At 63.6% G+C, this 26,107-nt stretch carries 23 protein-coding genes; 13 read left to right on the top strand and 10 right to left on the bottom strand.

Annotated features, from left to right (window positions below):
- The first annotated feature begins 338 nt into the window (after positions 1 to 338).
- Both ACROSR_RS05980 and ACROSR_RS05975 read left to right on the top strand, forming a co-directional pair.
- The gene (locus ACROSR_RS05980; RefSeq protein WP_432683056.1) at positions 339 to 854 is read left to right on the top strand and encodes a hypothetical protein; all 516 of its coding nucleotides are present in this window, start codon (positions 339 to 341) and stop codon (positions 852 to 854) included.
- Positions 854 to 1,855, top strand: coding sequence for an ATP-binding protein (locus ACROSR_RS05975; RefSeq protein ID WP_432683054.1), 1,002 nt, complete (start codon positions 854 to 856; stop codon positions 1,853 to 1,855). Before ACROSR_RS05980 ends, ACROSR_RS05975 begins: the two co-directional genes overlap by 1 nt.
- A 292-nt stretch (positions 1,856 to 2,147) precedes the next feature.
- Here the strand turns inward: ACROSR_RS05975 and arsJ are convergent, their stop codons facing one another.
- Genes arsJ through ACROSR_RS05960 form a run of 3 tightly spaced genes read right to left on the bottom strand, consistent with a single transcriptional unit; the run spans position 2,148 to position 5,241 of the window.
- Positions 2,148 to 3,413: an organoarsenical effux MFS transporter ArsJ gene (arsJ, locus tag ACROSR_RS05970; protein ID WP_432683052.1), complete on the bottom strand. Its 1,266-nt coding sequence runs from the start codon at positions 3,411 to 3,413 to the stop codon at positions 2,148 to 2,150.
- The gene (locus tag ACROSR_RS05965; RefSeq protein ID WP_432683050.1) at positions 3,410 to 4,408 is read right to left on the bottom strand and encodes an ArsJ-associated glyceraldehyde-3-phosphate dehydrogenase; all 999 of its coding nucleotides are present in this window, start codon (positions 4,406 to 4,408) and stop codon (positions 3,410 to 3,412) included. Before ACROSR_RS05965 ends, arsJ begins: the two co-directional genes overlap by 4 nt.
- On the bottom strand, positions 4,405 to 5,241 hold the full coding sequence (locus tag ACROSR_RS05960; protein WP_432683048.1) for an arsenate reductase/protein-tyrosine-phosphatase family protein: 837 nt from the start codon (positions 5,239 to 5,241) through the stop codon (positions 4,405 to 4,407). The genes ACROSR_RS05965 and ACROSR_RS05960 overlap by 4 nt, the downstream gene beginning before the upstream one ends.
- A 156-nt stretch (positions 5,242 to 5,397) precedes the next feature.
- Here ACROSR_RS05960 and ACROSR_RS05955 point away from each other — a divergent pair, with 156 nt between their 5' ends.
- Positions 5,398 to 6,672: a DUF2793 domain-containing protein gene (locus tag ACROSR_RS05955; protein WP_432683046.1), complete on the top strand. Its 1,275-nt coding sequence runs from the start codon at positions 5,398 to 5,400 to the stop codon at positions 6,670 to 6,672.
- Between the two features lie 68 nt (positions 6,673 to 6,740).
- Here the strand turns inward: ACROSR_RS05955 and ACROSR_RS05950 are convergent, their stop codons facing one another.
- Entirely contained in the window at positions 6,741 to 7,349 is a 609-nt protein-coding gene (locus ACROSR_RS05950) for an alpha-ketoglutarate-dependent dioxygenase AlkB family protein (RefSeq protein WP_432683044.1), read from the bottom strand.
- Between the two features lie 212 nt (positions 7,350 to 7,561).
- Here ACROSR_RS05950 and dnaK point away from each other — a divergent pair, with 212 nt between their 5' ends.
- The 3 genes from dnaK (at position 7,562) to radC (ending at position 11,530) form a co-directional block, all read left to right on the top strand.
- Positions 7,562 to 9,472 carry a molecular chaperone DnaK gene (dnaK, locus tag ACROSR_RS05945; protein WP_432683042.1) on the top strand — a complete coding sequence of 637 codons (1,911 nt, stop codon included), beginning with the start codon at positions 7,562 to 7,564 and terminating at the stop codon, positions 9,470 to 9,472.
- Between the two features lie 79 nt (positions 9,473 to 9,551).
- A complete protein-coding gene (gene dnaJ / locus ACROSR_RS05940; protein ID WP_432683040.1) occupies positions 9,552 to 10,715 on the top strand; it encodes a molecular chaperone DnaJ in 1,164 nt (387 codons plus the stop codon).
- A gap of 50 nt (positions 10,716 to 10,765) precedes the next feature.
- The gene (radC, locus tag ACROSR_RS05935; RefSeq protein ID WP_432683038.1) at positions 10,766 to 11,530 is read left to right on the top strand and encodes a RadC family protein; all 765 of its coding nucleotides are present in this window, start codon (positions 10,766 to 10,768) and stop codon (positions 11,528 to 11,530) included.
- 62 nt (positions 11,531 to 11,592) lie between these two features.
- Here radC and secA read toward each other — a convergent pair whose 3' ends face one another.
- Complete coding sequence (gene secA / locus ACROSR_RS05930; RefSeq protein ID WP_432683036.1) at positions 11,593 to 14,295, bottom strand: preprotein translocase subunit SecA; 2,703 nt, start codon at positions 14,293 to 14,295, stop codon at positions 11,593 to 11,595.
- A gap of 200 nt (positions 14,296 to 14,495) precedes the next feature.
- Here secA and ACROSR_RS05925 point away from each other — a divergent pair, with 200 nt between their 5' ends.
- The 3 genes from ACROSR_RS05925 to mutT are packed head-to-tail and all read left to right on the top strand — an operon-like array spanning position 14,496 to position 16,975.
- On the top strand, positions 14,496 to 15,347 hold the full coding sequence (locus tag ACROSR_RS05925; RefSeq protein WP_432683034.1) for a peptidylprolyl isomerase: 852 nt from the start codon (positions 14,496 to 14,498) through the stop codon (positions 15,345 to 15,347).
- Positions 15,348 to 15,350: 3 nt separating this feature from the next.
- Positions 15,351 to 16,580 (top strand): bifunctional glutamate N-acetyltransferase/amino-acid acetyltransferase ArgJ, encoded by a 1,230-nt coding sequence (gene argJ, locus ACROSR_RS05920; RefSeq protein WP_432683032.1) that lies wholly within the window; start codon positions 15,351 to 15,353, stop codon positions 16,578 to 16,580.
- Complete coding sequence (gene mutT, locus ACROSR_RS05915) at positions 16,577 to 16,975, top strand: 8-oxo-dGTP diphosphatase MutT (protein WP_432683030.1); 399 nt, start codon at positions 16,577 to 16,579, stop codon at positions 16,973 to 16,975. The genes argJ and mutT overlap by 4 nt, the downstream gene beginning before the upstream one ends.
- A 21-nt stretch (positions 16,976 to 16,996) precedes the next feature.
- Here the strand turns inward: mutT and ACROSR_RS05910 are convergent, their stop codons facing one another.
- Positions 16,997 to 17,635 carry a thiamine phosphate synthase gene (locus ACROSR_RS05910; protein ID WP_432683064.1) on the bottom strand — a complete coding sequence of 213 codons (639 nt, stop codon included), beginning with the start codon at positions 17,633 to 17,635 and terminating at the stop codon, positions 16,997 to 16,999.
- 213 nt (positions 17,636 to 17,848) lie between these two features.
- On the opposite strand from ACROSR_RS05910, the gene ACROSR_RS05905 reads away from it, so the two are divergent.
- From ACROSR_RS05905 to ACROSR_RS05895, 3 genes are read left to right on the top strand one after another with little or no spacing between them, the layout of a single operon-like run.
- A complete protein-coding gene (locus ACROSR_RS05905) occupies positions 17,849 to 19,264 on the top strand; it encodes a YcjX family GTP-binding protein (RefSeq protein WP_432683028.1) in 1,416 nt (471 codons plus the stop codon).
- Positions 19,265 to 19,269: 5 nt separating this feature from the next.
- Positions 19,270 to 19,707 carry a GNAT family N-acetyltransferase gene (locus ACROSR_RS05900; protein WP_432683026.1) on the top strand — a complete coding sequence of 146 codons (438 nt, stop codon included), beginning with the start codon at positions 19,270 to 19,272 and terminating at the stop codon, positions 19,705 to 19,707.
- Positions 19,704 to 20,696: a YcjF family protein gene (locus ACROSR_RS05895; RefSeq protein WP_432683024.1), complete on the top strand. Its 993-nt coding sequence runs from the start codon at positions 19,704 to 19,706 to the stop codon at positions 20,694 to 20,696. Before ACROSR_RS05900 ends, ACROSR_RS05895 begins: the two co-directional genes overlap by 4 nt.
- A gap of 3 nt (positions 20,697 to 20,699) precedes the next feature.
- Here ACROSR_RS05895 and ACROSR_RS05890 read toward each other — a convergent pair whose 3' ends face one another.
- Complete coding sequence (locus ACROSR_RS05890) at positions 20,700 to 21,110, bottom strand: group III truncated hemoglobin (RefSeq protein WP_432683022.1); 411 nt, start codon at positions 21,108 to 21,110, stop codon at positions 20,700 to 20,702.
- Between the two features lie 305 nt (positions 21,111 to 21,415).
- On the opposite strand from ACROSR_RS05890, the gene ileS reads away from it, so the two are divergent.
- The gene (gene ileS, locus ACROSR_RS05885; protein ID WP_432683020.1) at positions 21,416 to 24,355 is read left to right on the top strand and encodes an isoleucine--tRNA ligase; all 2,940 of its coding nucleotides are present in this window, start codon (positions 21,416 to 21,418) and stop codon (positions 24,353 to 24,355) included.
- Between the two features lie 59 nt (positions 24,356 to 24,414).
- Here ileS and mazG read toward each other — a convergent pair whose 3' ends face one another.
- The 3 genes from mazG to ACROSR_RS05870 form a co-directional block, all read right to left on the bottom strand.
- Complete coding sequence (gene mazG, locus ACROSR_RS05880; RefSeq protein WP_432683018.1) at positions 24,415 to 25,236, bottom strand: nucleoside triphosphate pyrophosphohydrolase; 822 nt, start codon at positions 25,234 to 25,236, stop codon at positions 24,415 to 24,417.
- A 165-nt stretch (positions 25,237 to 25,401) separates the two neighbouring features.
- A complete protein-coding gene (gene grxD / locus ACROSR_RS05875; RefSeq protein WP_432683016.1) occupies positions 25,402 to 25,764 on the bottom strand; it encodes a Grx4 family monothiol glutaredoxin in 363 nt (120 codons plus the stop codon).
- Complete coding sequence (locus tag ACROSR_RS05870; protein ID WP_432683014.1) at positions 25,761 to 26,105, bottom strand: hypothetical protein; 345 nt, start codon at positions 26,103 to 26,105, stop codon at positions 25,761 to 25,763. Before ACROSR_RS05870 ends, grxD begins: the two co-directional genes overlap by 4 nt.
- Between the last annotated feature and the right edge of the window lie 2 nt (positions 26,106 to 26,107).

Genomic DNA, 26,107 nt, shown 5'->3' with positions numbered 1-26,107 from the left:
TTTGCCATTTTGCTTTTTGTCATACCCATCATCCTTACTTAAGTTGATGGTCTCCGACAAATCCGGGGCGATTCAGCCAGTTTGAACGCCTCGATCCGAACACCCGGCGTATTCACCTTGGCTGGGAGGTCGATGCAACCCCGTCCGATGAGGGGGTCAAGGTCTTCAGCGGGATCTGGTTCAATTCGAATGAACTGCAGGTCGCCCGTGATGAACAGTTCTTCAAGGGGAAGGTCCGGGTCTTCGTCGACCCGGGCGATCTGAACATCGCGACCGTTCTGATGCCTGGGTATCGCGATCCTATCGAGGTCCACCTGCAGATGACGGTTTTCGCCGATATGACGCTGATGGAGGTGTTGCAGCTGATGGCCGAATACCGCCGCGAGGACCCTGAAGCATCAGTTATGTACCATGATCGCTTGATGGAGGTCAAAAGCCGGCGCTTCTCCGACATCTCCACGATCGGGGTCGAACATGATCTGCCGCGCAGCTACAGCACCATCGAAGAGTGCAAAGCGATGGCCGAGTTCGTATTCTCCGGCGCCCGGACCATCCCGACAGAGACGTTGCCGGGGACAACGGCACCGGATGCGATCACCGATCTGGGCTCGGGTGCAGGTGCGGCGGTGTTCGCAATCGGTGACGGGGACTCCGTGATTGATGGGACCGTCGATGCGGACCCCGGCGAAGGTGACAGCGGCATCACCAATTCCGATGGGCCTGCGGTGGTTTCAGACGACCCGCAAGAAGACCCGCCTTCGAACGCGTCTGAAACGCGGCCCTCGCGCAAGCCCAAGGCCCGCAAACAGGGCAAGAAACTGGCTCGCCCGAACAACCTCAAGGAGCTGAAATAATGTCCTTCATCGACACGGCGCTCGTGGATGTGCGCAAGCCCCTGCTGCAAGCACGGTTTCCCTTCGGCCGCTCTGAGCGGCTCCGTGAGGCCATGACATGGTGCGCCTCGGACTATTACGCCAAGGCCGCCATCGGCGAACAGTTCGAAGCCCGCGGCATCGTTGTCATCGGCGAGTCTCGCCAGGGCAAGTCGACCGAGATCGAGACCCTGCTGAGGGCGTTCAACGACGGCACGACCCTCATGCCCGACGGCCGGCCTGCGAAGATTGTCTCCTGCCTGCTCTCCGGGAAAGTCACGTGGAAAGACCTGGGCTTCGTCATTCTTGAGGTGCTTGGATACCCGCTTCGAGCGCGTCACTCACAGACCGAGATCTGGTCGAAAGTGCGGAAATACGCCGAACTTCAAGGGGTCATCGGGATCCACTTCGATGAATGCCAGCACGTATTCACGTCCGCGGACAGCGCGACGAACCAGAAGATGCTCGACAGCTTCAAGTCGCTCCTCAAAGATCACAACTGGCCCTTGATGCTGATCTTCTCGGGAATTCCCAGTCTTGCTGCGCACATCAAGACGGAGGAGCAGCTCGACCGGCTTCTCCGGACGGTCAGCTTCGATGGGATCGACCTGTCGGAAGAGGCCGACCGGGACGAAATCCTCCACCTCGTCTTCAGCTACGCTGACAAAGCCCAATTGGACGTCGAAGACATCGTGACGGAAGACTTTCTGGAGCGGCTCGACTTCGCCGCGTGCCACCGGTGGGGCCTGGTGATCGAAATGCTCATCGAGGCGTTCAGTTTCGCCGCGACAACCCCTGACAAGGTCTGCCGGATCGACCATTTCTCGACAGCGTTTTCGAAAATCTCGGGAATGGCGGAGGGGTATTCACCGTTTACGATGCCGAACTATCGCGACAATTTCGATCAGGGAAAGGTGTTGGAAATGATCGAGAAGTCACGCCAGAAGAAGACCTCGAAACGAAAGTCGACGTCCAAGACGTAGTCGAGCGAACATCGCGAAGACCAAGGGCCCGCACCATGCGGGCCTTTTTTGTTTTATGGTTTGCCCAAAGCGTGCATGGATATGCTTCCGCCGTGCACGCAATTGACCCACGCTGCTCTGACGTCCTATAAACATCACTCAAAAACAGCATGTTATGCGCAATCCTCTAGTCGCGAATCATTTTTCCGTGCAGCCATATGCCCAATCGTCATCAGGCGCGCCGACACGGGGTTTGCGGTGCTCGGCGTGACTTTCGGACACCGGCTCTGGACATTGCGCGACCAAAGGGCGCTCAGGCAGGGGCATTGGTGCGTATGTGCGGCGCGAGCCGGCCGGCGCCGAGCCAGCTAAGCCCGACGAGACACGCCGCCGTACCAAGGCATAGCGGCAGGCCACCGATCTGGAAGGTCAGCCCGGACAGAAGTGTGCCAAGCAGCCGGCCGGCGGCGTTCGCCATATAGTAAAAGCCGACATCCATCGTCACCCGTTCGGATTTCGAGAAGGCCAGAATCAGGTACGAGTGCAGCGACGAATTCACCGCGAAGACGGCCCCGAAAACAAGCAACCCCGCCACCAGCGTGCGTGTCAGCCACGGCGTCGGTCCGCCCGCGGCAAGCGCCAGCGTCGTCAGCACCGCCAGTATTGCGAACAGAAAACCGGCCCAACGGCGCGTCTCTCGGACCAGTTCGGCCTCGGGCCGTTGCGCGGCGCGAAGCAGCCGCGGCGCCCCTGCCTGAACGCCACCGTAGAGTATCGTCCAGACCGCCATGAAGCCGCCGATCATGAAGAAGGCGGCGCGGTTGCCCTCATCGGTCCCGTCCGAGACCACGGCGTAGAAATAGATCGGGATGCCCACGACGAACCAGACATCGCGCGCGGCGAAGAGAAACAGCCGTGCCCCCGAAAGCCAGTTGATGTTGCGATCCTTCGAAAAGACTTCGGCGAACCGCGCGCCCTTGCGACCGCGCGGCAGGCCGGAGGGCATCCCGAGCCCGACGGCAAGCAGGATCGCCGCCAGGACCGCTGCCATGCCTAGAACCGCCGCTTGAAAGCCCACGAGCCCGAGCAGCGCCGCGCCAAGCAGGAAACCGACACCCTTGACCGCGTTCTTTGAACCGGTCAGCGCCGCGACCCATCGAAAAAGCGCGCCCTCGGCCGGCGGCGCAAGCACCTTCACGGCGCTCTTCGCGCTCATCTTCGACAGATCCTTTGCAACACCCGAGGCCCCTTGCACCGCCATGACAAAGGCGACCGAGGCCCAGAGGGTCCAGCCCGGATCAAGCTGGGCAAGCGCGAGCAGCGCCGCGATCTGGATCGCGAGCCCCGCGTAGAGCGTCGAGGTCAGTCCGAATCGCGCCGCGATCCAACCGGCACACAGGTTGGTCCCAAGCCCTGCGACCTCGTAGAGTACGAACAGATACGCCAGCTGAACCGGCGAGAAGCCAAGCGTGTGGAAGTGCAGAAGCACCAGCATCCTGAGCGCGCCGTCGGTCAGCATGAAGGACCAGTAGGCGGCGGTGACGACGATATAGGCGCCCAGCCCCTGCGGTCGGCTCACGAGAGGGCTCCGACCATGCGGGCCACGTCGATCAGCCTGTGCGCGTAGCCCATTTCATTGTCGTACCAGGCGTAGATCTTCACCTGCGTGCCGTTCACCACCATGGTCGAGGGCGCATCCACGATCGAGCTGCGCGTGTCGTTGACGTAATCGGCCGAGACCAGCGGTCGCTCCTCGTACCCCAGGATATCCTTCAGCGGCCCTGCCGCCGCCGCGCTCAGAAGCGCGTTCACCTCTTCGACGCTCGTCTCGCGCTCGACCTCGAAGACGCAGTCCGTGATCGACGCGTTCAGCAGCGGGACACGCACGGCATGACCGTTGAGCCGGCCCTTGAGCTCGGGATAGATCAGGGTGATGGCCGTGGCCGACCCGGTCGTCGTCGGGATCATCGAGTTCAACGCGGAGCGGGCGCGGCGCAGGTCCTTCGCCGGGCGATCCGCGATCACCTGGGTGTTCGTCACATCGTGGATCGTGGTGATGGAGCCGTGGCGGATGCCAAGCGCCTCGTGAATGACCTTGACCACCGGGGCAAGGCAATTGGTGGTGCAACTCGCCGCCGAGACGATGCGATGTGCGGACGGATCGTAGCTGTCGTGGTTGACGCCGTAGACGATGTTCGCCGTCGGCCCGTCCTTCACCGGTGCGCTGACCACGACCTTCCTGACGCCGCCCCGAAAATAGGGGGCGAGGGTTGCCTCGGTCTTGAACACGCCCGTGCAGTCGATCACCACGTCCACACCGTCGAGCGGCAGGTCCTCTATCCGGCGGGCGGCGTGAAGCGGCAGGCGCGCACCGTCGATGAGGAGTGCGTCGTCGTCATGCGATATGTCCGCGTCCCACCGGCCATGCACGCTGTCGAACTCCATCAGGTGCGCGTGCATCTCGGGGCCGGGCACCGCGTCGTTGAGCCACGCGATCTTGGCCCCGCTTTGCAGCAGTGGACGAAGGGCAAGCTTGCCGATGCGGCCGAGGCCGTTCAGTGCGTAGGTCGTCATGCACAATCCTTTTCGGTTGCGAGGTCGTCCACGGCCCGTTGACGCGACAGACGATCCATCGTGGCGAGGTCCAACTCGGTGAAACGCTGAATGCGTGTGCGCAGGGCTTGGTATGCCTGCTCGAATGCCGCGCGCCGCTCATCGGCTGTGCCGGTGACGCTGACCGGGTCGGGCTGTCCCCAATGCGCGGTGATCGGCTGGCCCGGCTGGGTCGGGCCGTCCTCGTTGGCGGCCCGGTCGCAGACGGTAAAGACGAAATCCATCTTCGTCGCGTGCTGGGTCGGCAATGCGGCGATGGTCTTGGGCCCGAGGGACGCCCATTCATGCCCGTGCGCCTCCAGCACCTGACGCGCAAGGGGGTGGATCTTGGACGCCGGGCGGGTTCCGGCGGAATGGGGATTGAAGCGCCCGCCGCCGATGTCGCGCAGGATTGCCTCGGCAAAGATCGACCGCGCGGAGTTTCCGGTGCAGATGAAGAGGACATCATGGACAGGCCGCTGCAGGGGGACATCGCCGGACCTGTCATCAGGACCCGTCGGGCACAGGTCGGGCCGGCCGCGACAGCACTCGTCCACGAGAAACGATACCAACGACCCTGCCGTGTCCATGTCCACGCGATACAGCAGCGACCGCCCCGCGCGTGTCTGACGGATGAGGCCGGCCTGCCGCAGTGTGTTGAGATAGGTGGACAGCGTATTCGGCCGCACGTCGAGAACGGCGGCGATCTCACCAGCCGAGAGGTGATCCGGATACCGCCGTACGAGCAGCCGGAACAGCATCAGACGCTGAGGATGCGCAAGCGACGAGAGCTGTTCGACAAAATAATGATTCATAATTTCGTGAATAATTGAATTAGAAATTCGGGGCAAGGCTTGAAATGGCTGCAGGGTGCGGTCCGGTGTGTACCGCACGGTCTGTTCGGGACCGGTAAAGCCGCTGCGACAAGAGTATGGGCTGTCCAGATTGCCACATCTCCGGAGGCCGACCCCATGTCCGACCAGTCACCACGCCTGGCGCTGCCTTTCATCCAGCCCTCACAGGCGCAAAAGCATGTCACCCACAACGAGGCGCTCGCGCGGCTTGATTTCATCGTGCAACTGGCGGTCGAGACTGTCGACGCCACGACACCGCCCGCACTGCCCCAAGAGGGAGAGGTCTGGGCGCTCGGGGTCGTGCCGTCGGGCGCATGGGCGGGGCAGGGCGGCATGATCGCCGGGTTTTTCGACGATGTCTGGCGGTTCGTCACCCCACAAGAGGGGTGGATCGCGCTCGACAAGGGCAGTGGCCGGTTGCTGCGCCATGTCGCCGGTGCCTGGATCGCGCTTGCCCCGCCTGACCTGGACGGTGTTACCGGGGTCGGAATCAACACCGGATTCGATGCGATCAATCGGTTCGCGGTGAGGTCTGCTGCGTCGCTCTTTACCCACGAAGGGGCCGGGCACCAGCTCAAGCTTAACAAGGCCAGTGCGGGCGACACTGCCAGCCTGCTTTACCAGACGGGTTTTGGCGGCCGGGCCGAGATGGGGACGACCGGCAATGATGACTTCTCGATAAAGGTCAGCGCGGATGGCGCGACATGGACCACCGCGTTGCAGGTCGCCGCGGCAAGCGGCCTGGTGACCGGGACGGCGGTGCAGCAGGGTGCCGCGGACGCGACACCGGGCCGGTTGCTGCGCACCGGCGCTTTCGGCTGGGGCCAGGATGGTGTACAGGGCGTGCCGGTGCTGGGCGATCTTGATGCGACCGGTACGCCATCGGGGGCTTACGCAGTCACGGCGGCCACCGTGGGCGCGACCGGGGTCGGGATCTGCCTCATCCTGCGTGCCGAGGCCGGCGATCTGTCGCAGATCTTCGTGGCAGGCGACGGGCAGACCCTGTCCTTTCGCAGCCGTTCTGGCGGGGCGTGGAGCCCGTGGGCCGCGCTTGCCGGTGCTCATAACGTCACGCGCGCCACCACGGTGGACGGCACGTATGTCCGCTATCCGGATGGCACGCAGATTTGCCAGCACAGTTTGACGCTGGATGCGCCGGACGTGGCCGAAGGGGCGGTCTTTCGCGGTGCGGGGCCGACGCAATGGAGCTATCCCGCTGCCTTTGCTGTCGGCACGGTCCCGACGCTGACCGCCAGTGTCGTCACGGGGCCGGGCATCTGGGGCGCGGCCGTTGCGGGCGATCATCTGTCCGGCACAGTCCAGGCCTATGCCGGGGTAACAGGGGCGACGTCGCCGCAGGTCACGGTGACCGCGGTGGGGCAATGGTTCTGATGCCCGCCACGTTCTGTCAAATATGAGCGATGACGGGCGCTCGCAGGGGCCTGTCATCGAGATATCCGTCAATCCACGACGCGGCAGGTGAGGTTGATCCGACCACCGCCGTGCAGCAGTGTCGAGCTGCCGGGTCGTATCCTGTCGACCCCGTGATACACCAGCCGCGCCGCGCCGCCCATCACCAGCACGTCCCCCGAATTCAGCCAGATCGACTCGGTCGGCCCGCCCCGCGTGGTGTTGCCGACGCGGAACAGTGCATCGTCGCCCAAGGATACCGACAGCACCGGCCACGAGAAGTCGGCCTCGTCGCGATCCTGGTGCAGCCCCATGCGTGCCGCCCCGGTATAGTGGTTGACGAGGCAGCAATCGGGCGGTCGCGTATCGCTTGCCAATGCCTGCCATATCGCCAGAACGCTGTGCGGGATCGCGGGCCAGGGCATGCCATCGGGGTGGAAGCGCTCGTAGCGATAGCCCCGACGGTCGGTGACCCAGCCATAGCGCCCGGCCGAGGTCATGCGCACGCTCATCTTCTTGCCCGACGGTGTGACGGGCGTGAAAAGCGGGGCTTGCGCCACAACGGCCCGCAGATCGGCGATCATCTCGTGTTGCGATGCCGCGGACATCCAGCCCTTGTAGATCTCGATCCCCCGCAGGGTCAGTGTGGGGTCGGGCATCCCGGATCTCCTTTTCGAACCGTGTCGTGTATTTTAGCGCAAATTGGCGAAATCCGCCCTTTGCCGACGGTTGCAGGCCACGAGACCCCCGCCTATATACGCCTTGGAACGCAGGTCTGGCGCGATTGACGCCCGCTTGCAAGTCGTCGGGGGCCGGATGCCGGAACGGGTCGGGTCCTCGTCATATCGCCTAAACGAAAGGGATCGAAAACATGGCCAAAGTGATTGGTATTGACCTCGGCACGACGAACAGCTGCATCGCGATCATGGACGGGTCGCAGTCCCGCGTGATCGAGAACTCCGAAGGCGCGCGCACAACGCCCTCGATCGTGGCCTTCGCCGAAAACGAGCGCCTCGTCGGGCAGCCCGCAAAGCGGCAGGCGGTCACGAACCCCGAGAACACCATCTTCGGTGTCAAGCGCCTGATCGGACGCCGGGTCGACGATGTCGATCTTGCCAAGGACAACAAGAACATGCCGTTCACCGTGGTCGACGGCGGCAACGGCGACGCCTGGGTCAAGGCGCGCGGCGAAACCTACAGCCCGTCGCAGATCTCCGCCTTCATCCTCGGGAAAATGAAGGAAACCGCGGAAAGCTATCTGGGCGAGGAGGTGACGCAAGCCGTCATCACCGTGCCGGCCTATTTCAACGACGCACAGCGGCAGGCGACCAAGGACGCGGGCAAGATTGCCGGTCTCGAGGTGCTGCGCATCATCAACGAGCCGACGGCTGCGGCGCTCGCCTACGGTCTCGACAAGAAGGATACGCATACCATCGCGGTCTATGACCTTGGCGGCGGGACGTTCGACGTGACGATCCTCGAAATCGACGACGGCCTGTTCGAGGTCAAGGCGACGAACGGTGACACGTTCCTCGGCGGCGAAGATTTCGACATGCGGATCGTCAACTACCTTGCCGACGAGTTCAAGAAAGAGCACGGCGTCGACCTGACCAAGGACAAGATGGCCCTGCAGCGTCTCAAGGAGGCGGCGGAAAAGGCCAAGATCGAACTTTCCAGCTCCAGCCAGACAGAGATCAACCAACCGTTCATCTCGATGGGGGCGGACGGTCAGCCGTTGCACATGGTGGTCAAGCTGACCCGCGCCAAGCTCGAAAGCCTTGTCGGGGACCTGATCAAGGCCTCCATCAAGCCGTGTCAGGCCGCTCTGAAGGATGCGGGCATCTCGGCATCGGATGTAGACGAGGTCGTTCTGGTCGGTGGCATGACGCGCATGCCCAAGGTGACCGAGGAAGTGACGAAGTTCTTCGGCAAGGAGCCGCACAAGGGCGTGAACCCTGACGAGGTGGTCGCCATGGGTGCCGCCATCCAGGCCGGCGTGCTGCAGGGTGACGTCAAGGATGTCGTGCTGCTTGATGTGACGCCGCTGTCGCTCGGGATCGAAACGCTTGGCGGCGTATTCACCCGGTTGATCGACCGGAACACGACGATTCCGACCAACAAGTCGCAGATCTTCTCGACTGCCGAGGACAACCAGTCCGCCGTTACGATCCGCGTCTTCCAGGGCGAGCGCGAGATGGCCGCTGACAACAAGATGCTCGGCCAGTTCAACCTCGAGGATATCCCGCCGGCACCGCGTGGCATGCCCCAGATCGAGGTGACGTTCGACATTGACGCGAACGGCATCGTGTCCGTGTCCGCCAAGGACAAGGGAACGAACAAGGAGCAGAAGATCACCATCCAGGCGTCGGGTGGCCTGTCCGAGCAGGACATCGAGAAGATGGTCAAGGAGGCCGAGGAAAACGCCGAGGCCGACAAGGCCCGCCGGTCGCTGGTGGAGGCCAAGAACCAGGCCGAAAGCCTCATCAACTCGACCGAGAAATCGCTCGAGGACTATGGAGACAAGGTCGATCCGACCACCGTCGAGGCGATCGAGCTTGCCGTGTCCGCGCTGAAAGAAGATCTCGAGGGCGAGGATGTCGACAAGATCAATTCGGGCATCCAGAACGTCACCGAGGCTTCGATGAAGCTGGGCGAGGCGATCTACAAGGCCAGCCAGGAAGAGGCGTCCGCCGACGCTGGCGACGGTGAGCAAAAAGGCGATGCCGATGACGAGATACTCGATGCCGATTTCGAGGATCTCGATGACAACAAGCGCGCCTGAGGCACGTTTTGCACGGATCTGTCCGGTTCGACCGTAGTGTCGGGCCGGACATTTCATTCCGACATCAAGGAGACCCTCGATGGCCAAACGTGACTATTACGAAGTGCTTGGGTTGTCCAAGGGCGCCTCGGCCGATGAGATAAAGAAGGCCTATCGCAAGAAGGCAAAGGAACTTCACCCCGATCGCAACACCGACAATCCCGATGCGGAAAGCCAGTTCAAGGAAGCTGGCGAGGCATATGACGTCCTGAAGGATCCCGAAAAGAAAGCGGCTTATGACCGCTTCGGGCATGCTGCATTCGAGGGTGGCATGGGCAATGGCGGGGGCGGCGGACCCCGTCCCGGCGGCGGTTTCGGCGGCGGACAAGGAGACTTCGCCAGCGCCTTTTCCGACGTTTTCGACGACCTGTTCGGTGATTTCATGGGCGGTGCCCGCGGTGGTGGCCGTCAACGCGCCACGCGCGGGGCGGATTTGCGGTACAACCTGCAAGTGACCCTTGAGGATGCGTTCGGCGGACTTCAAAAGAGCATCAAGGTCCCAAGCGCCGTCCCGTGCGACGAGTGTGAGGGAACCGGGGCCGAAAATGGCGTCGAGCCGTCCAGTTGCCCGACCTGTTCGGGCATGGGCAAAGTTCGGGCGCAACAGGGATTTTTCACGGTAGAGCGGACATGCCCCACCTGTGGTGGGCTTGGCCAGATCATAAAGAACCCCTGCAAGGCGTGCCAGGGGCAGGGCCGTGTCCAGAAGGATCGCGCGTTGTCGGTCAACATCCCGGCAGGCGTCGAGACAGGCACGCGGATTCGGCTGGCCGGCGAAGGCGAGGCCGGAATGCGCGGCGGGCCTGCGGGTGACCTCTACATTTTCATCAACGTGGTGAATCACGACCTGTTCGACCGCGAGGACAACAACCTGTTCTGCCGCGTGCCGGTCTCGATGACCAAGGCCGCGCTTGGTGGCGACATAGAGGTTCCGACGATCGAAGGCGGGCGCAGCAAGGTAAAGATCCCTGCCGGGTCGCAATCGGGTCGTCAGATGCGGTTGCGCGGCAAGGGTATGCCATCCCTGCGCGGCGGCGCGCGTGGCGACATGTTCATCGAGCTGGCGGTGGAAACCCCGGTGAACCTGACCGCGAGGCAGAAAGAGATCCTGCGCGAATTCGAGGCCATGAGCGAGGATAACAATCCCGAAAGCAAAAGCTTTTTCTCGTCGGTCAAGGATTTCTGGGACGCGATGAAAAGTTGAACCAGCATGTCGTTAACCGTTTTCTAACCGGTTTCTGAAAAGGCTGGGGCATGAGCGATGTCCCAGCCTTTTCAGAGCGGCCCTTGCCGCTGTTTACCACGGACGAGGCGGTGCCCCTTGCAGAGGGCACGCCGCACCGCGAGCCATCATATATCAGCGATCACCGCCAAAGATTGCGCACCCGGTTTCTAGAAGGGGGCGCACAGGCGATGCCGGATTACGAAATGCTGGAACTTGTGCTCTTTCGGGCCATCCCCCGACGCGATGTCAAACCCCTTGCACGGGCGTTGATGGAACGGTTTGGTGATTTCAACGGGGTTCTGTCCGCGCCCACCGATCACCTTCTGGATGTGGCCGGCGTGGGAATGGCCGTCGTGACCGAGTTGCGCATCGTCGAGGCCGCCGCGCACCGTCTTGCCCGCGCACGCGTCATGCAGCGCCACGTCATTTCATCCTGGACCGCACTTCTGGACTACTGCCGCGCGACGATGGCACATCGCGAGGTCGAACAGTTCCGTGTGTTCTATCTCGACCGCAAGAACACCCTTATTGCGGATGAAGAGCAGGCGAGGGGGACCGTTGATCATGTTCCGGTCTATCCACGCGAAATCGTCAAGCGCGCGCTGCATCTCAACGCGAGCGCGCTGATCCTCGTGCACAATCACCCCTCTGGCGATCCGACCCCGTCCACGTCGGATATCGAGATGACGGGGCAGGTCCGGCGCGCGGCGGATGCGCTCGGGATTGGCTTGCACGACCACGTGGTGGTCGGAAAATCAGCCGAAGTCAGTTTTCGCGCGGAAGGCTATCTTTAAACCCGGTTACGCGGGCCTCGGCCGCAGCGCACCCTTTTCGGGGTGATCGCTGTCGATGCCAATCAGCCGAACCGCCCGTGGCAGTGCTTGAATTTCTTGCCTGATCCGCACGGGCACAGGACATTCCGACCCGGATTGCCCCATGTCGACGGATCATCCTCGACAAAGCCGGGCGCGGCATTCTCAGAGACTTCCGGGTCCGGCGCGGTGTCTGGATGCGCGGCCGCCTCCATGTCAGCGCGCTTCTGGTCAAGCTCGCGCATCAGTTGCTGCTGTTCCTGCTCGGACATCGGGCGAATCTGCGACAGCTTCTTGGTCACATCCATGCGCAGGCTGTCCAGCATGGTCTGGAACAGCGTGAACGCCTCGGTCTTGTACTCGTTCAACGGATCGCGCTGCGCATATCCCCGGAACCCGACAACGCTGCGCAGGTGTTCAAGCGTCAGGAGATGCTCGCGCCATTTGCCGTCGATGGTCTGCAAGAGCACCTGTTTCTCGATCATCCTCATGTTTTCGGGGCCGAACTGCGCGGCCTTGGCGGCCATCATCTCGTCCGCGGCCCGGTCGAGCCGTTCGATGATGTCCTCGTCGTCCACGCCCTCTTCGTCGGCCCAGTCGACGACCGGCAGATCCATGCTGAGATGTTCCAGCACAGCGGCATGCAGGCCTTCGGTATCCCACTGATCCGCGTAGGTTTTCGGTGGCATGTACTGATCGACCAGATCGGTGATGACTTCGGCGCGCATCTCGCCGACGATCTCGCTGAGATCCTCGGCCTTCATGATGTCGAGGCGCTGCTTGAAGATGACCTTGCGCTGTTCGTTCATCACGTCATCGAATTTCAGCAATTGCTTGCGAATGTCGAAGTTGCGCCCCTCGACCTTGGCCTGTGCGCGTTCAAGCGACTTGTTGACCCATGGGTGCACGATCGCCTCGCCCTCTTTCATGCCGAGGGTCGAAAGAACCTTCTCAAGCCTTTCGGAGCCGAAGATACGCATCAGGTCATCGTCCAGGCTGAGGAAAAATGCCGACCGTCCGGGATCGCCCTGCCGGCCGGAGCGGCCCCGCAACTGGTTGTCGATGCGGCGGCTTTCATGCCGTTCCGTCGCCAGCACGAACAGGCCGCCAGCCCGGATCACCGCCTTTTCGTCTTCGGCGTGACCATCCTCGATCCGCGCGCGAATGGCCCGCGGATCGCCGTCGGGATCGGCTTCGATGGCCTCCATGATCTTGAACTCGACATTGCCGCCAAGCTTGATGTCGGTGCCGCGTCCGGCCATGTTCGTGGCGATGGTCACCGCGCCCAAATTGCCGGCATCGGCGATGATCTGGGCCTCTTTCTCGTGCTGGCGGGCGTTGAGCACGTTATGCGGGATGTCGGCCTTGGTCAGGGCCGCGCTCAGGCTTTCGGATTTTTCGATCGACGTCGTGCCGACGAGGATCGGCTGACCCTTGTCGTGGGCTTCGCGGATCTCGGCGACGATGGCGTCGTATTTCTCTTGGGTGGTGCGGTACACCGCGTCGTCCTGGTCGATCCGCGCGATCGGCTGGTTTGTCGGGACCTCGACCACGCCGAGGCCATAGATCTCCATGAATTCGTCGGCTTCGGTCGAGGCGGTGCCGGTCATCCCCGACAGCTTGTCGTAGAGCCGGAAGTAGTTCTGGAACGTCACTTGCGCGAGCGTCACGTTCTCTGGCTGGATCTTGCATCCTTCCTTGGCCTCGATCGCCTGGTGCAGGCCGTCCGACAGCCGCCGACCGGCCATCATGCGTCCGGTGAATTCGTCGACAAGAACCACCTCGCCGTCGCGCACGATATAATCCTTGTCCTTGTTGAACAGCTTGTGCGCCCGCAGACCCTGGTTGACGTGGTGTACGATGGTGGTGCTTTCAGGATCGTAAAGCGACTGCCCCTCGGGCAGGATCCCGCGCGACACCAACAACTCTTCGAGGAACTCGTTACCCTCATCCGTGAAGGTGACATTACGGGTCTTCTCGTCGATGGAATAATGCTCTTCGGTCAATTCCGGGATGAGGACGTCGATCGTCTTGTACAGTTCGCTGCGGTCCTGGCTGGGCCCCGAAATGATCAGCGGCGTGCGCGCCTCATCGATGAGAATGCTGTCCACCTCGTCGACCACGGCAAAGTTGTGCCCGCGCTGGTTCATCTCTTCGAGCGAGGATTTCATGTTGTCGCGCAGGTAATCAAACCCAAGCTCGTTGTTGGTGGCATAGGTCACGTCGGCGGCGTACGCACTTTTCTTCTCCGCCTCGGGCTGCTGCGGGTAGACGACGCCCGTGGTCATGCCCAATGCCGCGTAGACCTTGCCCATCCAGTCGGCGTCACGTTTGGCGAGGTAGTCGTTGACCGTGACCACATGCACGCCCTTGCCCGAAAGCGCGTTGAGATAGCACGGAAAGGTCGCGACCAGCGTCTTGCCCTCGCCGGTCTTCATTTCGGATATGTTGCCCTGGTGCAGGAAGATCCCCCCCAGAAGCTGCACGTCGAAGGCCCGCAAGCCAAGCGCACGGCGCGCGGCCTCACGGCAATTGGCAAATGCCTCGGGCAGCAGCGCATCCAGGCTTTCACCCGCTGCGATCCGCGTCTTGAACCCTTCGGTCTTCTCGATCAATCCCGCGTCGCTCAGCGCCTCGAATTCGGGCTCAAGCGCGTTGATCTTGTCGACCAGCGGGCGCGTCGCCTTGATCTTGCGGTCGTTCGGGGTGCCGAAAATCTTTCGCGCGACCGATCCAATACCCAACATGTTTCATCCGTTCCGGTGTTTTGATTGTCCGTGACAGGCAACCGCTTGCCCCGCGTGCCTGCTCGCCCTAAAACGGACGCAAATCGGCGGCGCGTTCTTGGCTATCTGGCGATGTAAGGGGCCGCCCGAACAGTGTCAACGTCGTGCGCCGCGACACCGGCCGCCGCGTCGGGCAACTTGGACCAACAGGAGATCATTTCATGCTGTGCCGTTTTTTCGCGTCAACTGCGCTGTGCGCCGGGCTTGTGGTGGGCATGCCGGCCCTTTCGCAGGACACCCCGTCCGCCGATACCGTCATGGCCACCGTCGGAGAGACCGAGATCACGCTGGGGCACATGCTTGCGCTGCGCACGGGGTTGCCGGATCAGTACAATCAGGTCGCGCCGGAGGTGCTGTTCAAGGCGGTGCTGGACCAGTTGGTGCAACAGACGCTTTTGATGCAGGCGCAGGAGGGGCCCCTGTCGCGCGATGCGCGCTTGCGCCTCGACAACGAGCGGCGCGCGATCCTCGCGGCGGATGTGACACGCGATATCCTTGACGAGAGCATCACCGACGAGGCGGTGCAAGAGCTGTATGCCGCCCGCTATGCCGAGGCAGAGAACGAGACCGAATACAGGGCCGCGCATATCCTCGTGGAAACACGGGACGAGGCACAGTCGATCATCGAAGAGATCGAGGGTGGCGCCAATTTCGCGGCGCTGGCGCAAGAGCACTCGATCGGGCCTTCGGGGCCATCCGGGGGCGATCTGGGTTGGTTCGGCGAGGGGGTCATGGTGCCAGAGTTTTTCGAGGCGGTGACGGAACTTGACGATGGCGGGATTTCCGCGCCGCTGAAAACGCAATTCGGCTGGCACGTGATCAAGCTGCGCGAAACCCGCGTCAAGGATCGCCCGCCGCTGGACGAGGTGCGCGCCGAGCTGACCTCTGACCTGCGCCAGCAGATCTTTGACGACCATGTCGCCGAACTGGCCAGCAAGACCCGCGTGTCGCGCGACGGCAGCGCCGGCGTGGATCCGGCCCTGATCAACCGGCCCGATCTGCTGGAGAACTGAACCATGGGTGCCGCCCCGCCACGCTCACCGCTTGCACCGCAGGCCTTTCCCGACCTTCCCGAGATCGCGGGCGTACGCTTCGCGACAGCCGCGGCGGGGGTGCGCTACACCGGCCGAGACGACGTGTTGCTGGTGCATCTGGCACCGGGCACGGCGATCGCCGGCGTGTTCACCCGGTCCGCGACCCGATCCGCCGCGGTTCTGAACTGTCAGGACAAGATCGGCGGCGCGTCGGACGGCGGCGCAGCCATCATCGTGAACTCGGGCAATGCCAATGCGTTCACCGGGCGGCGCGGCACCGAATCGGTCGCGGCCGTCACCGGGGGGGTGGCCAAGAGATTCGGCCTGTCGCCCGCGCGGGTGTTCTCCGCGTCCACCGGCGTGATCGGAGAGCCGTTGCCGCATGAGCGTATCGGCGCATGCCTTGACGACCTGCGCGCGACGCTGTCGTCACGCGGCATCGGGGATGCCGCACAGGCGATCGCGACAACCGACACCTTTCCCAAGGGCGCCGGCACCACGGTCAGGATCGACAATCAGACCGTGCATATCGCCGGCATCGCCAAGGGATCGGGGATGATCGCACCCGACATGGCCACGATGCTGGCCTATATCTTCACGGACGCGGCGATCGATCAGCAGGTGCTGCAGGATACGGTCAGCGCCCTGAACCGCACGACGTTCAACTGCATCACGGTGGATAGCGACACGTCGACCTCGGATACGCTGCTGGTGGCGGCCACCGGCGCGTCGGGCGTCCGGGTGACCGAAAACAATGTCAGCTTCATGGAAGGGCTGTGGCGGGTCATGCTGGACCTGGCACATCAGATCGTGCGCGACGGCGAAGGTGCCACGAAATTCATCGAGATTTCCGTCACCGGCGCCGCCTCGGATGCCGAGGCGCATCTGCATGCCAAGGCCATCGCCAACTCTCCGTTGGTCAAGACCGCGGTGGCGGGCGAAGACCCCAACTGGGGCCGCGTGGTCATGGCCGTGGGCAAGTCGGGCGCACGCGCGGACCGGGATCAGCTGGCAATCTGGTTCGGGGACATGCAGGTCGCGCGTGACGGGTTCGTAAGCCCGGACTACGACGAGGCCCGCGCCGCCGCCTACATGAAAAACGACGAGATCGTGGTCCATGTCGATCTCGGTCTGGGGGGCGGCACGGCGCGTGTCTGGACCTGTGACCTGACGCATGGCTATATCGACATCAACGCGGATTATCGGTCGTGAAAACCGTTCTCGTGTCCGCCGTGGCGCTCATCGATGTCGACGGGCGCATTCTGCTCACGCAGCGACCGGCGGGGAAATCCATGGCCGGTCTGTGGGAATTTCCCGGCGGCAAGGTCGAGGCGGGCGAGACCCCCGAACATGCGCTGATCCGCGAATTGCACGAGGAACTGGGAATCGACACTTGGGCCAGCTGCCTTGCGCCGCTGACCTTCGCCAGCCATGCCTATGACGATTTCCACCTCTTGATGCCGCTTTTTGCGTGCCGCAAATGGCAGGGCACCCCCGAGCCGTGCGAGGGACAAGCCCTGAAATGGGTGCGCGCACCGGATCTCAAATCCTACCCGATGCCGCCGGCCGACATCCCGCTTATCCCGGTCCTGCGTGACTGGCTCTGAGTAGCGGCCTTTCGGCCCGTGTCAGCCCGTCTCTAGCGCCGCGTGCATCACCCCGAGCATCCGCTGCAGCGCGTCCCCGGCATCCTCTTCGCGCCAGATCTCTTCGCCGAAGGCGAAGAAATCGCTGACCGGCGCAAGTCTGCTGATCGCGGCGTCGTCCAGCGCGCCTTCGGCCACGACCGGCAGCTCGATCATCTCCGACCACCAGCTGAACAGGTCAAGCTCGGCATGGCGCCCGTCGCCAAGCGCATTGGTGCCCACGGGTCCGAAGCTGACGTAATCCGCGCCCGCCTCGCCGGCCCCGATCCCATCATGCCGCGAGGTGCCGCAGAACGCCCCGACGATGGCATCATCGCCAAGCGCCTTGCGCGCCGCGCGCACGGATCGCGGCCCGTCCGGCAGATGCACGCCGTCCAGCCCCAACCGTTCGACCATCATCACGTGGCTGTCGATCACGAGGGGCACGTCACGCGCATGCGCCACATCGCGACAGGCATCCGCCGCGCGGGCGATCCGCACCTCGTCCTGCGTCGCAAGGCTCAGACGCAGGCAGGCCACGGGAAAACGGTCCATGACCTCGGCAAGACGGGCAGGAAATATCTCCGGATCGACCTCGGGCGGGCTTATCAGATAGATCTGTGGCTGCTCGTTTTCGGCCATGTGATGACGCTCCCCGTCGGTTTTGCGTGTCATATCCAAGAAACCCGACTTTGGCCATGATCGTGTTGCGGCGTCTTCTGCGAAAAAACACCCGGTGGCGCCAGCGTGCAATCGACCGTGGCATCCGGCCCGACGGGGCCGCGAGGGCAAAATGGCCTCTGGAAAGCCCCCGGCCGGACCCCTATCCTGCGCCCAGCAAGGAAAGGCGCGGCATTGGCGTTTACAGGACTGGCCGACGGGCTGACACGTGGCATCGAAGGGTTTGGCGATCGGGTATCCGGCGCGTTGTTCGAGCCGGTGATCCGGCTGGGGGTGACCGGGCTGGCGCGCGCGGGCAAGACGGTGTTCATCACCTCTTTGGTCGCGAACCTGATGGACCGCGCGCGCATGCCGGGCCTCGCAGCCGAGAACGAGGGGCGCATTCTGGCCGCCTACCTGCAACCGCAACCCGACGTGACCCTGCCGCGCTTCGACTACGAAACGCAGCTTGCCGCGCTGACCGGGCCCGATCCGCACTGGCCGCACAGCACGCGCGCGGTCTCTGAACTGCGCCTGTCGCTGCGCGTGCGGCCCTCGGGTTTCTTCTCCGGCATGACCGGGCCGCGCGTGGTGCATCTCGACATCGTCGATTATCCGGGGGAATGGCTGCTTGATCTGGCGCTGCTGGAAAAAAGCTATGACCAATGGGCGTCCGAGGTGCTGGATCGCATCGAGGGGCGGCCTCAAGCGGCGCGGTATCTCGAACAGATGCGCGAGATCGATGGCGGCCAGCCGCTTGACGAGGCCACCGCACAGCGTCTGGCGCAGGGCTTTACCGCCTATCTGACCGCAGCCCGCGAGGACGGGTTCTACGATTGCACGCCGGGGCGGTTCCTGCTGCCGGGTGATCTTGCCGGCTCGCCCGTCGTCACGTTCGCGCCGCTGCCGGGCGGCGGGCGCGATCCGCGCCGCAGCCTGCGCGCCGAGATGGCGCGCCGGTTCGAGGCCTACAAGCGCGAGGTCGTCCGCCCGTTCTTTCGCGATCATTTCGCGCGGATCGACCGGCAGGTGGTCCTTGTCGATGCGCTGGATGCGCTGCACAAGGGGCCCTCGGCGGTCGAGGACATGCGCCGCGCCATGGCCGAGATCCTCGGCGCATTCCGACCCGGTCGCAACGCGTTCCTTACCCAGCTTCTGCTGGGACGCCGGGTCGAAAAGATCCTGTTCGCCGCGACCAAGGCCGATCACCTTCACCACACGCAGCATGCCCGCCTGACCGCGATCATGGAGGCGCTCTTGCGCGCCGCGCGCGACCGGGCCGAGTTCGCGGGCACCGAGACCCGCGCCATGGCGCTCGCGGCGCTGCGCACCACCGTGGAGGATCGGGTCGAGCATGGCGGCCGCGCCCTCGATTGCGTGCGTGGCCGACTGCTGGAGACCGGGCGCCAGGCGGCCTTTCACGCCGGCGAACTGCCGGTCGATCCGGGGCGATTGCTGTCAGCCGCCCGCGAGGGGGCGACAGACTGGCCCGACGGTCCCTACAAGGCCATGCGCTTCGCGCCCGCCCCGCTTGATCTGCGCCGCGGTGAAGGGCCGCCGCACATCCGTCTTGATCGTGCGGCGCAGTTTCTGATCGGGGATCGGTTGTGAGGACCATGCGCGCCCGCCTGTGGCACCTGCCGCGGATCGCCGCGATCCTCTGGGCCTTCACCCGTGCCACACCATGGCTGCCGAAGGTGCGCAGCCCGCTTGACGATCTGCGCGCCCTGGGATGGGTCACGGCGCGGGGCTGGGTCAGGGTGATGCGGGATACGGCCGGTGTGTCGGGGTTCATCGTCTGCGACGGCACTCGCGTGCATGCGCTCTACGTGGCCCCCGACCGGCGCGGGCGGGGCGTCGGTCGCGCGCTCTTGTCCGAGGCGAAGACCCGGTCAGACATGCTCGACCTCTGGGTCCTGTCTGCAAACATTCCGGCGCGTGCCTTTTACCTCGGGCAAGGCTTCACGGAGGTCGTGCAGGGGCAGGGCGCTGGCAATGACGAGGGGCTGCCCGACATCCTCATGATCTGGCAAGACGCAAGGAGAACGGCATGAGCAGGGGTCCTGTTCTGATCGACATGGACGCGGACGACACGGCCGCTCCGGACCGGGCACCGCCGGTACCCGACGACGCGGCCCCGCCCGAGGGGCGCGCGATGCAGGCGGCGATGGCACATGCCGCGCGGCCGCCATCGCCGCTGGCACGCCTGTTCTGGGGTCTTGTCCTGGGGTTGCTTGGTACTGCGGTCACCGTGGCGGCCTGGGATTTCGCGGCAAGCCTCATCTCTCGGGCCCCGCTGCTGGGCTATGCGGTGGCGGTGATGGGCGGGGCCCTTGTCGTGGTTGCGGCCATCATCGCCCTGCGCGAAATGGCCGCGTTTGCACGGCTCAACCGCCTCGACAGTCTGCGGAGCGCGGCAGAGGGCGCCATCGCCGACGAGGATCTCGGCACCGCGCGCACCACGGTGGCACGCCTGCGCACGCTTTACCAGGCGCGCGCAGAGCTTCGCTGGAACCATGCCCGGCTGAAGGATCGAGAGGCCGAACAACTCGACCCGGCGTCGCTGCTTGAACTGGCAGAGACCGAATTGCTGTCGCCGCTCGATGTGCAGGCCACGCGCGAGATCGAGCTTGCGGCGCGTCAGGTGGCCACGGTGACGGCGCTCGTTCCACTGGCGCTGGCGGACGTGGTGGGCGCGCTTTTGATCAATTTGCGGATGATCCGGCGCATCGCGGAAATCTACGGGGGCCGCGCCGGGGTGCTGGGCGGCTGGCGCCTGACGCGCAGCGTGATGGCGCATCTGGTGGCGACCGGGGCCGTCGCGGTGGGGGACGACATGATCAGCAGCGTCGCGGGCGGCAACATGCTGTCGAAGGTGTCGCGCCGCTTTGGCGAGGGCGTGGTCAACGGCGCGTTGACCGCGCGGGTCGGCGTCGCCACGATCGAGGTCTGCCGCCCGATGCCATTCCTGCGGGCCGCACGCCCGTCGGTGACGGGGATGGTCAAACGCGCGCTGACCGGGCTTTTCGCGCGCAAAAGCTGAGCGTCAGCGCAGTTTCGGCACCCCGCCCGCCAGCGTCTCGCGCTCGACCACGCCGGCGCGCAGGCTGCGCCCGATGCGATGCGCCAGCGCCGACCACGCCGCGGCCTGATCCGGGCGCAATTCGACACGCAGGACGCTGTCGAAGAGGTCGAGCCAGGTCGAGAACATGCCGGGACGCACGTTGCGCGCCTGCACATGCGCGGTCATCGGACTGCCGTCATAGCTGCGCTCATGCAGGATCGCGTTCGCCCAGAAATCTGCGACCTTCGCCTCGTGCGCGGGCCAATCGTCCACATGGACCGCAAAGACCGGGGCAAGACCCGGATGCGCGCGCACCGCCGCGTAAAAGGCCGCGACCACGCGCTCGATCTCGGGGCGGGTGATGTCGAACCGGGGGGGCAAGGCGGTGTTCATGGTATCGAGATGCCTTCACCCGCACCGCTGTGCAAGGGGCTGTCGCGTCCCAGGACGCAGAGGGCGACGAAATCCTTGAAAGATTTCGGATCGCTTTCTTTTCAAGAAAGCGTGGGTCGCGCCCTCTGGACGCTTGCCGGGCACGGGCCTATAAGGCAATCCATGATCCAAGCCTCAGCGATCCTCATTCGAATTACATGCCCGGCGCTCTGACGTTTCCGAGCTGCCGGGACATTTGGCGAACTTCATCGCGCCGCCCCAGAACCCCCCGAGATTTCAACACCCAGTGACAAAGGACGTCACCCATGTGTTCTGACACACCCGATTACAAAGATACGCTCAACCTGCCGAAAACCCAGTTTCCGATGCGTGCCGGCCTGCCCAAGCGAGAGCCCGACTGGCTTGCCCGGTGGGAGGAGATCGGCATCTACGACCGGCTGCGCGAGCGGGCACAGGGGCGGGCGCCCTTCACCCTGCATGACGGTCCGCCCTACGCCAACGGGCACCTGCATATCGGCCACGCGCTCAACAAGATCCTCAAGGATCTGGTGGTGCGCAGCCAGCAGATGATGGGGCGCGACGCACGCTACATCCCCGGCTGGGATTGCCACGGCCTGCCGATCGAATGGAAGATCGAGGAACAGTACCGCGCCAAGGGCATGGACAAGGACACGGTCGACATTGTCGAGTTCCGCCGCGAATGCCGCGAGTTCGCCGAAGGCTGGATCGACGTGCAGCGCGACGAGTTCAAGCGCCTCGGCGTCACCGGCAAATGGGACAAACCCTATCTCACGATGGATTACCGCGCCGAGCGGATCATCGCCGAGGCGTTCCAGACCTTCCTGATGACCGGCACGCTGTATCAGGGCTCGAAGCCGGTGATGTGGTCCCCCATCGAGAAGACCGCGCTCGCCGAGGCGGAGGTGGAGTATCACGACAAGGAAAGCTTCACGGTCTGGGTGAAGTTCGAGGTCGGAGCGACATTCAGCAGCGAACACCAAGAGGCGATGGTGATGCCAGATCACCCGTTGCACGGTGCCAAGGTGGTTATTTGGACAACGACGCCATGGACCATCCCGTCCAACAAGGCCGTGGTCTATGGCGAGGATATTTCCTACGGCCTCTACGAAGTTACAGATACGCCTCAAGAATGTTGGGCAGAAGTCGGTGAACATCTTGTACTTGCTGACAATCTTGCCGCCGAAGTTCTTACGAAGGCACGTCTTGAAGAAGACCAATATAAACGCCTCGGCGATGTCGATCCAAGCCAGATTGCATGGGTCCACCACCCTCTGCGTCTGAGCGAGGGATCTCAGGGCGAATGGGACGCGCCACGCGATTTCCGCGCCGCCGATTTCGTCACCGATGAGGAAGGCACCGGTTTCGTGCATTGCGCCCCATCCCACGGGATGGAGGAATACGACCTCTATCGCGGTCTCGGGATGCTCGATCAGGTCATCACGTACAACGTGATGGACGATGGCAGCTTCCGCCCCGATCTGCCGTTCTTCGGCGGGACCGAGATACTTGACCGCAAGGGCAAGGAAGGCAACGCCAACAAGGCGGTGATCGACAAGCTGGCCGAGGTTGGCGGGCTGCTGGCGCGTGGCAAGATCAAGCACAGCTACCCGCATAGCTGGCGGTCCAAGGCACCGGTGATCTACCGCAACACCGCGCAATGGTTCGCCGCGATCGACCGCGAGGTTGGTGACGGCAAGGACATCTACGGCAAGACGATCCGCGAGCGCGCGCTGCGCTCGATCGACGAGCTTGTGACATGGACGCCGAAAACGGGGCGCAACCGCCTTCATGCGATGATCGAGGCGCGGCCCGACTGGGTGCTGTCGCGGCAACGCGCCTGGGGCGTGCCGCTCACGTGCTTCGTGAAAAAAGACGCGCAACCCACGGATTCGGAATACCTTTTGCGCAATGAAGAGGTGAACGCCCGGATCCTCGCGGCGTTCGAGGAAGAAGGCGCGGACGCCTGGTACAAGCCCGGCGCGAAGGACAGGTTCCTGTCGGGCCTCGTCGATCCCGAGGCGTGGGAAAAGGTCGATGACATCCTTGATGTGTGGTTCGATTCAGGCTCCACCCATGCCTTTGTGCTGCGCGACCGCGAGGATGGCAGCGAAGACGGCATCGCGGACCTGTATCTCGAAGGCACGGACCAGCATCGCGGGTGGTTCCATTCCTCGATGCTGCAGGCCTGCGGGACGATCGGCCACGCGCCCTATCGCGGGGTGCTGACGCATGGCTTCACGCTGGACGAAAAGGGCAACAAGATGTCCAAATCGCTCGGCAATACGGTGGCCCCCGACGATGTGACCAAGCAATACGGCGCCGATATCCTGCGGCTCTGGGTTGCGCAGGCGGATTACACGGCGGATCTGCGGATCGGGCCGGAAATCCTGAAAGGGGTCGCCGACGGCTATCGTCGACTGCGCAACACGATGCGTTTCATGCTGGGATCGCTGGCGCATTTCACCGAAGCCGACCGCGTGGACCCTGCCGAGATGCCCGAGCTGGAACGCTGGGTGCTGCACCGTCTGGCCGAGCTTGATCACAAGGTCAGGACCGGCTTTGAAGCCTATGATTTCCAAGGCGTCTATCAGCAGATCTTCAACTTTGCCACGGTCGAGCTGTCGGCGTTCTATTTCGACATCCGCAAGGATGCGCTTTATTGCGATGGCGACACGGCCCGGCGCCGCGCCGCGCGCACCGTGCTGGACCTGCTGTTTCACCGGCTGACCACGTGGCTGGCCCCGGTGCTGGTCTTCACCATGGAAGAGGTCTGGCTGGAACGGTTCCCCGGCAAAGGCAGCTCGGTTCACCTTGTGGACATCCCCGACACGCCCGCGGATTGGCTGAACGAGCCGCTGGCGGCGAAATGGGCACAGGTGCGGGCCGCGCGACGTGTCGTGACCGCCGCCTTGGAGGTGCAACGCACCGACAAGGTGATCGGCGCCAGCCTAGAGGCTGCGCCGGTGGTGCATGTGCGCGACGCGGAGATGCTGGAGGCGCTGAAATCGGTGAATTTCGAGGATATCTGCATCACCTCTGATATCTCGCTGACCGCCGATCCGCGCCCCGCCGAGGCGTTCCGGCTGCCCGAGATCGACACCGTGGGCGTGGTCTTCGAGCGGGCGGAGGGTTCGAAATGTCAGCGCTGCTGGAAGATCCTGCCGGATGTCGGCACGCATGCGCATCCGGGGACATGCAAACGGTGCAGCGCCGCACTGGGGTGAGGACTTGACGGCACGTGGCGGGATTTGGGTATTTTTGCCAAGAAGAAACGCGGCCGGGATCAGATCTGGCCGCGTTCCTCGGCCTTGGCGTGGTTCCAGAGCGTGTCCATGTCCGCAAGATCAGAGTCGTCAGGTGTCTTGCCCGCCGCCTTGAGTAGCGCCTCGATCCGCTCGAACCGGCGGGTGAATTTCGCGTTGGCGCGGCGCAGCGCGGTCTCGGGGCAGAGGTTCATGTGCCGTGCGAAGTTGGCCATGACGAACATCAGGTCGCCGAATTCCTCCTCTATGTGATCGGGATCGGCCTGCACGGTCGCTTCATGCAGTTCCTCGGCTTCTTCCTGTATCTTTCTGAGAACATGCGTGGTTTCTGGCCAGTCAAAGCCGACCCGCGCAGCGCGTTTTTGCAGTTTTACTGCCCGCAGCAGGGCCGGCAGGCCGAGCGCGACACCGTCTAGCGTGCCGGTTTTCTTGCTTGCGGCGCGTTCTTGCGCCTTGATGGCTTCCCAGTCGAGGGTTTGCTGGGTTGCAGTCTTGTCGCGGCTTTCGTCGCCGAAGACATGCGGATGGCGATCGATCATCTTGTCCGAGATTGCGTTGGCCACCGCACCGAGGTCGAACAGGCCGCGATCCTCGGCGATGCGGGCATGAAACACCACTTGCAACAGGAGATCGCCAAGCTCACCCTGCAGGTCGGACCAGTTTTCCTGCTCGATCGCGTCGGCGACTTCGTACGCCTCTTCTATGGTATAGGGCGCGATGCTGGCGAAATCCTGCTCGATGTCCCATGGGCATCCCGTCTCGGGGTCGCGCAGGCGTGCCATGATCTCGACGAGGCGCGCGAGCCCGTCCATCGGGTCGGAATCGCGGCGGTCATCGGGCATGGGGCGGCCTTTTCAAGAAATCACGAGTGTCTGACAACCGGTCCGATCGGGGCGCGCTGTCCAGCGCCCTTGAAATGAAATCCGCGCCCCCGCCGGTACAACAGGGCCGGAGCGCGGATCTTGCCCCCTCGGCCGGGCCGCGTGGTGCCGCCACCCTTGGATCGTTCAGGCGTTGGCGTCGCGGATCTTGTCGGCGGCGTCCTTGTCGAAGGTGACACCGCTTTGCGCGAAAAGCTGGTCAAGCTCGCCGGAGAGCGTCATCTCGGTGATGATGTCGCACCCGCCCACGAACTCGCCCTTGACGTAGAGCTGCGGGATGGTGGGCCAGTCGGAATAGTCCTTGATGCCCTGCCGGATATCTTCGTCGGCAAGGACGTTCACGTCGGTGAACTCCACCCCCATGAAATTGAGCACGCCGGCGACGCGGCTGGAAAAGCCGCATTGCGGCATGTCCTTGGTGCCTTTCATGTAGAGCACCACGTCGCTGGCTTTCACGGTGTCTTCGATGCGTGTCTTGGCGTCGGTCATGTGCGGGTTTCCTGTAGTTTGTCGTCTTTGTCGAGATGTCTGGTGTCGCGTGACGTGTCCGTGTCTGCGGGATCTTCTGCGTCGTCTTGGTCCTTGGCGGCGCGGTCTTCCTGCTCTTTGGCCTCGGTCTCAAGCAGGTCGGGGTCGAAATCGTGCGGATCGAACCCTTCCTCATCTTCGGGGATCGCGCCGATATGGGTGGTGTTGGTTTCCGGGTCGTAGTTCAACCCGAACGTGTTTCGCCCCTCGGCCTTGAACCGTCTGTACTCGTGCCATGTGGCGTACACGAATACCGCCACGAAGGGGACAAGGATGAGGAGGGCGAGATAGCGTGCTTCCATTA

The sequence above is a fragment of the Roseovarius tibetensis genome, assembly GCF_050896375.1.
Taxonomy (GTDB): Bacteria; Pseudomonadota; Alphaproteobacteria; order Rhodobacterales; family Rhodobacteraceae; genus Roseovarius; species Roseovarius tibetensis.
Note: the sequence above shows the minus strand (reverse complement) of the source record. Positions and strands in the feature narration are given on the sequence as shown.

What these genes read in the sequence shown, in the direction of transcription:
- mazG (WP_432683018.1), bottom strand. Translation starts at nt 25,236, where the DNA reads ATGCCCGATGACCGCCGCGATTCCGACCCGATGGACGGGCTCGCGCGC.
- ACROSR_RS05975 (WP_432683054.1), top strand. Translation starts at nt 854, where the DNA reads ATGTCCTTCATCGACACGGCGCTCGTGGATGTGCGCAAGCCCCTGCTG.
- secA (WP_432683036.1), bottom strand. Translation starts at nt 14,295, where the DNA reads ATGTTGGGTATTGGATCGGTCGCGCGAAAGATTTTCGGCACCCCGAAC.
- ileS (WP_432683020.1), top strand. Translation starts at nt 21,416, where the DNA reads ATGTGTTCTGACACACCCGATTACAAAGATACGCTCAACCTGCCGAAA.
- radC (WP_432683038.1), top strand. Translation starts at nt 10,766, where the DNA reads ATGAGCGATGTCCCAGCCTTTTCAGAGCGGCCCTTGCCGCTGTTTACC.
- ACROSR_RS05890 (WP_432683022.1), bottom strand. Translation starts at nt 21,110, where the DNA reads ATGAACACCGCCTTGCCCCCCCGGTTCGACATCACCCGCCCCGAGATC.
- ACROSR_RS05950 (WP_432683044.1), bottom strand. Translation starts at nt 7,349, where the DNA reads ATGCCCGACCCCACACTGACCCTGCGGGGGATCGAGATCTACAAGGGC.
- ACROSR_RS05910 (WP_432683064.1), bottom strand. Translation starts at nt 17,635, where the DNA reads ATGGCCGAAAACGAGCAGCCACAGATCTATCTGATAAGCCCGCCCGAG.
- ACROSR_RS05870 (WP_432683014.1), bottom strand. Translation starts at nt 26,105, where the DNA reads ATGGAAGCACGCTATCTCGCCCTCCTCATCCTTGTCCCCTTCGTGGCG.
- ACROSR_RS05900 (WP_432683026.1), top strand. Translation starts at nt 19,270, where the DNA reads ATGCGCGCCCGCCTGTGGCACCTGCCGCGGATCGCCGCGATCCTCTGG.
- ACROSR_RS05955 (WP_432683046.1), top strand. Translation starts at nt 5,398, where the DNA reads ATGTCCGACCAGTCACCACGCCTGGCGCTGCCTTTCATCCAGCCCTCA.
- dnaJ (WP_432683040.1), top strand. Translation starts at nt 9,552, where the DNA reads ATGGCCAAACGTGACTATTACGAAGTGCTTGGGTTGTCCAAGGGCGCC.
- ACROSR_RS05895 (WP_432683024.1), top strand. Translation starts at nt 19,704, where the DNA reads ATGAGCAGGGGTCCTGTTCTGATCGACATGGACGCGGACGACACGGCC.
- ACROSR_RS05965 (WP_432683050.1), bottom strand. Translation starts at nt 4,408, where the DNA reads ATGACGACCTACGCACTGAACGGCCTCGGCCGCATCGGCAAGCTTGCC.
- ACROSR_RS05980 (WP_432683056.1), top strand. Translation starts at nt 339, where the DNA reads ATGACGCTGATGGAGGTGTTGCAGCTGATGGCCGAATACCGCCGCGAG.
- argJ (WP_432683032.1), top strand. Translation starts at nt 15,351, where the DNA reads ATGGGTGCCGCCCCGCCACGCTCACCGCTTGCACCGCAGGCCTTTCCC.
- grxD (WP_432683016.1), bottom strand. Translation starts at nt 25,764, where the DNA reads ATGACCGACGCCAAGACACGCATCGAAGACACCGTGAAAGCCAGCGAC.
- ACROSR_RS05925 (WP_432683034.1), top strand. Translation starts at nt 14,496, where the DNA reads ATGCTGTGCCGTTTTTTCGCGTCAACTGCGCTGTGCGCCGGGCTTGTG.
- ACROSR_RS05960 (WP_432683048.1), bottom strand. Translation starts at nt 5,241, where the DNA reads ATGAATCATTATTTTGTCGAACAGCTCTCGTCGCTTGCGCATCCTCAG.
- dnaK (WP_432683042.1), top strand. Translation starts at nt 7,562, where the DNA reads ATGGCCAAAGTGATTGGTATTGACCTCGGCACGACGAACAGCTGCATC.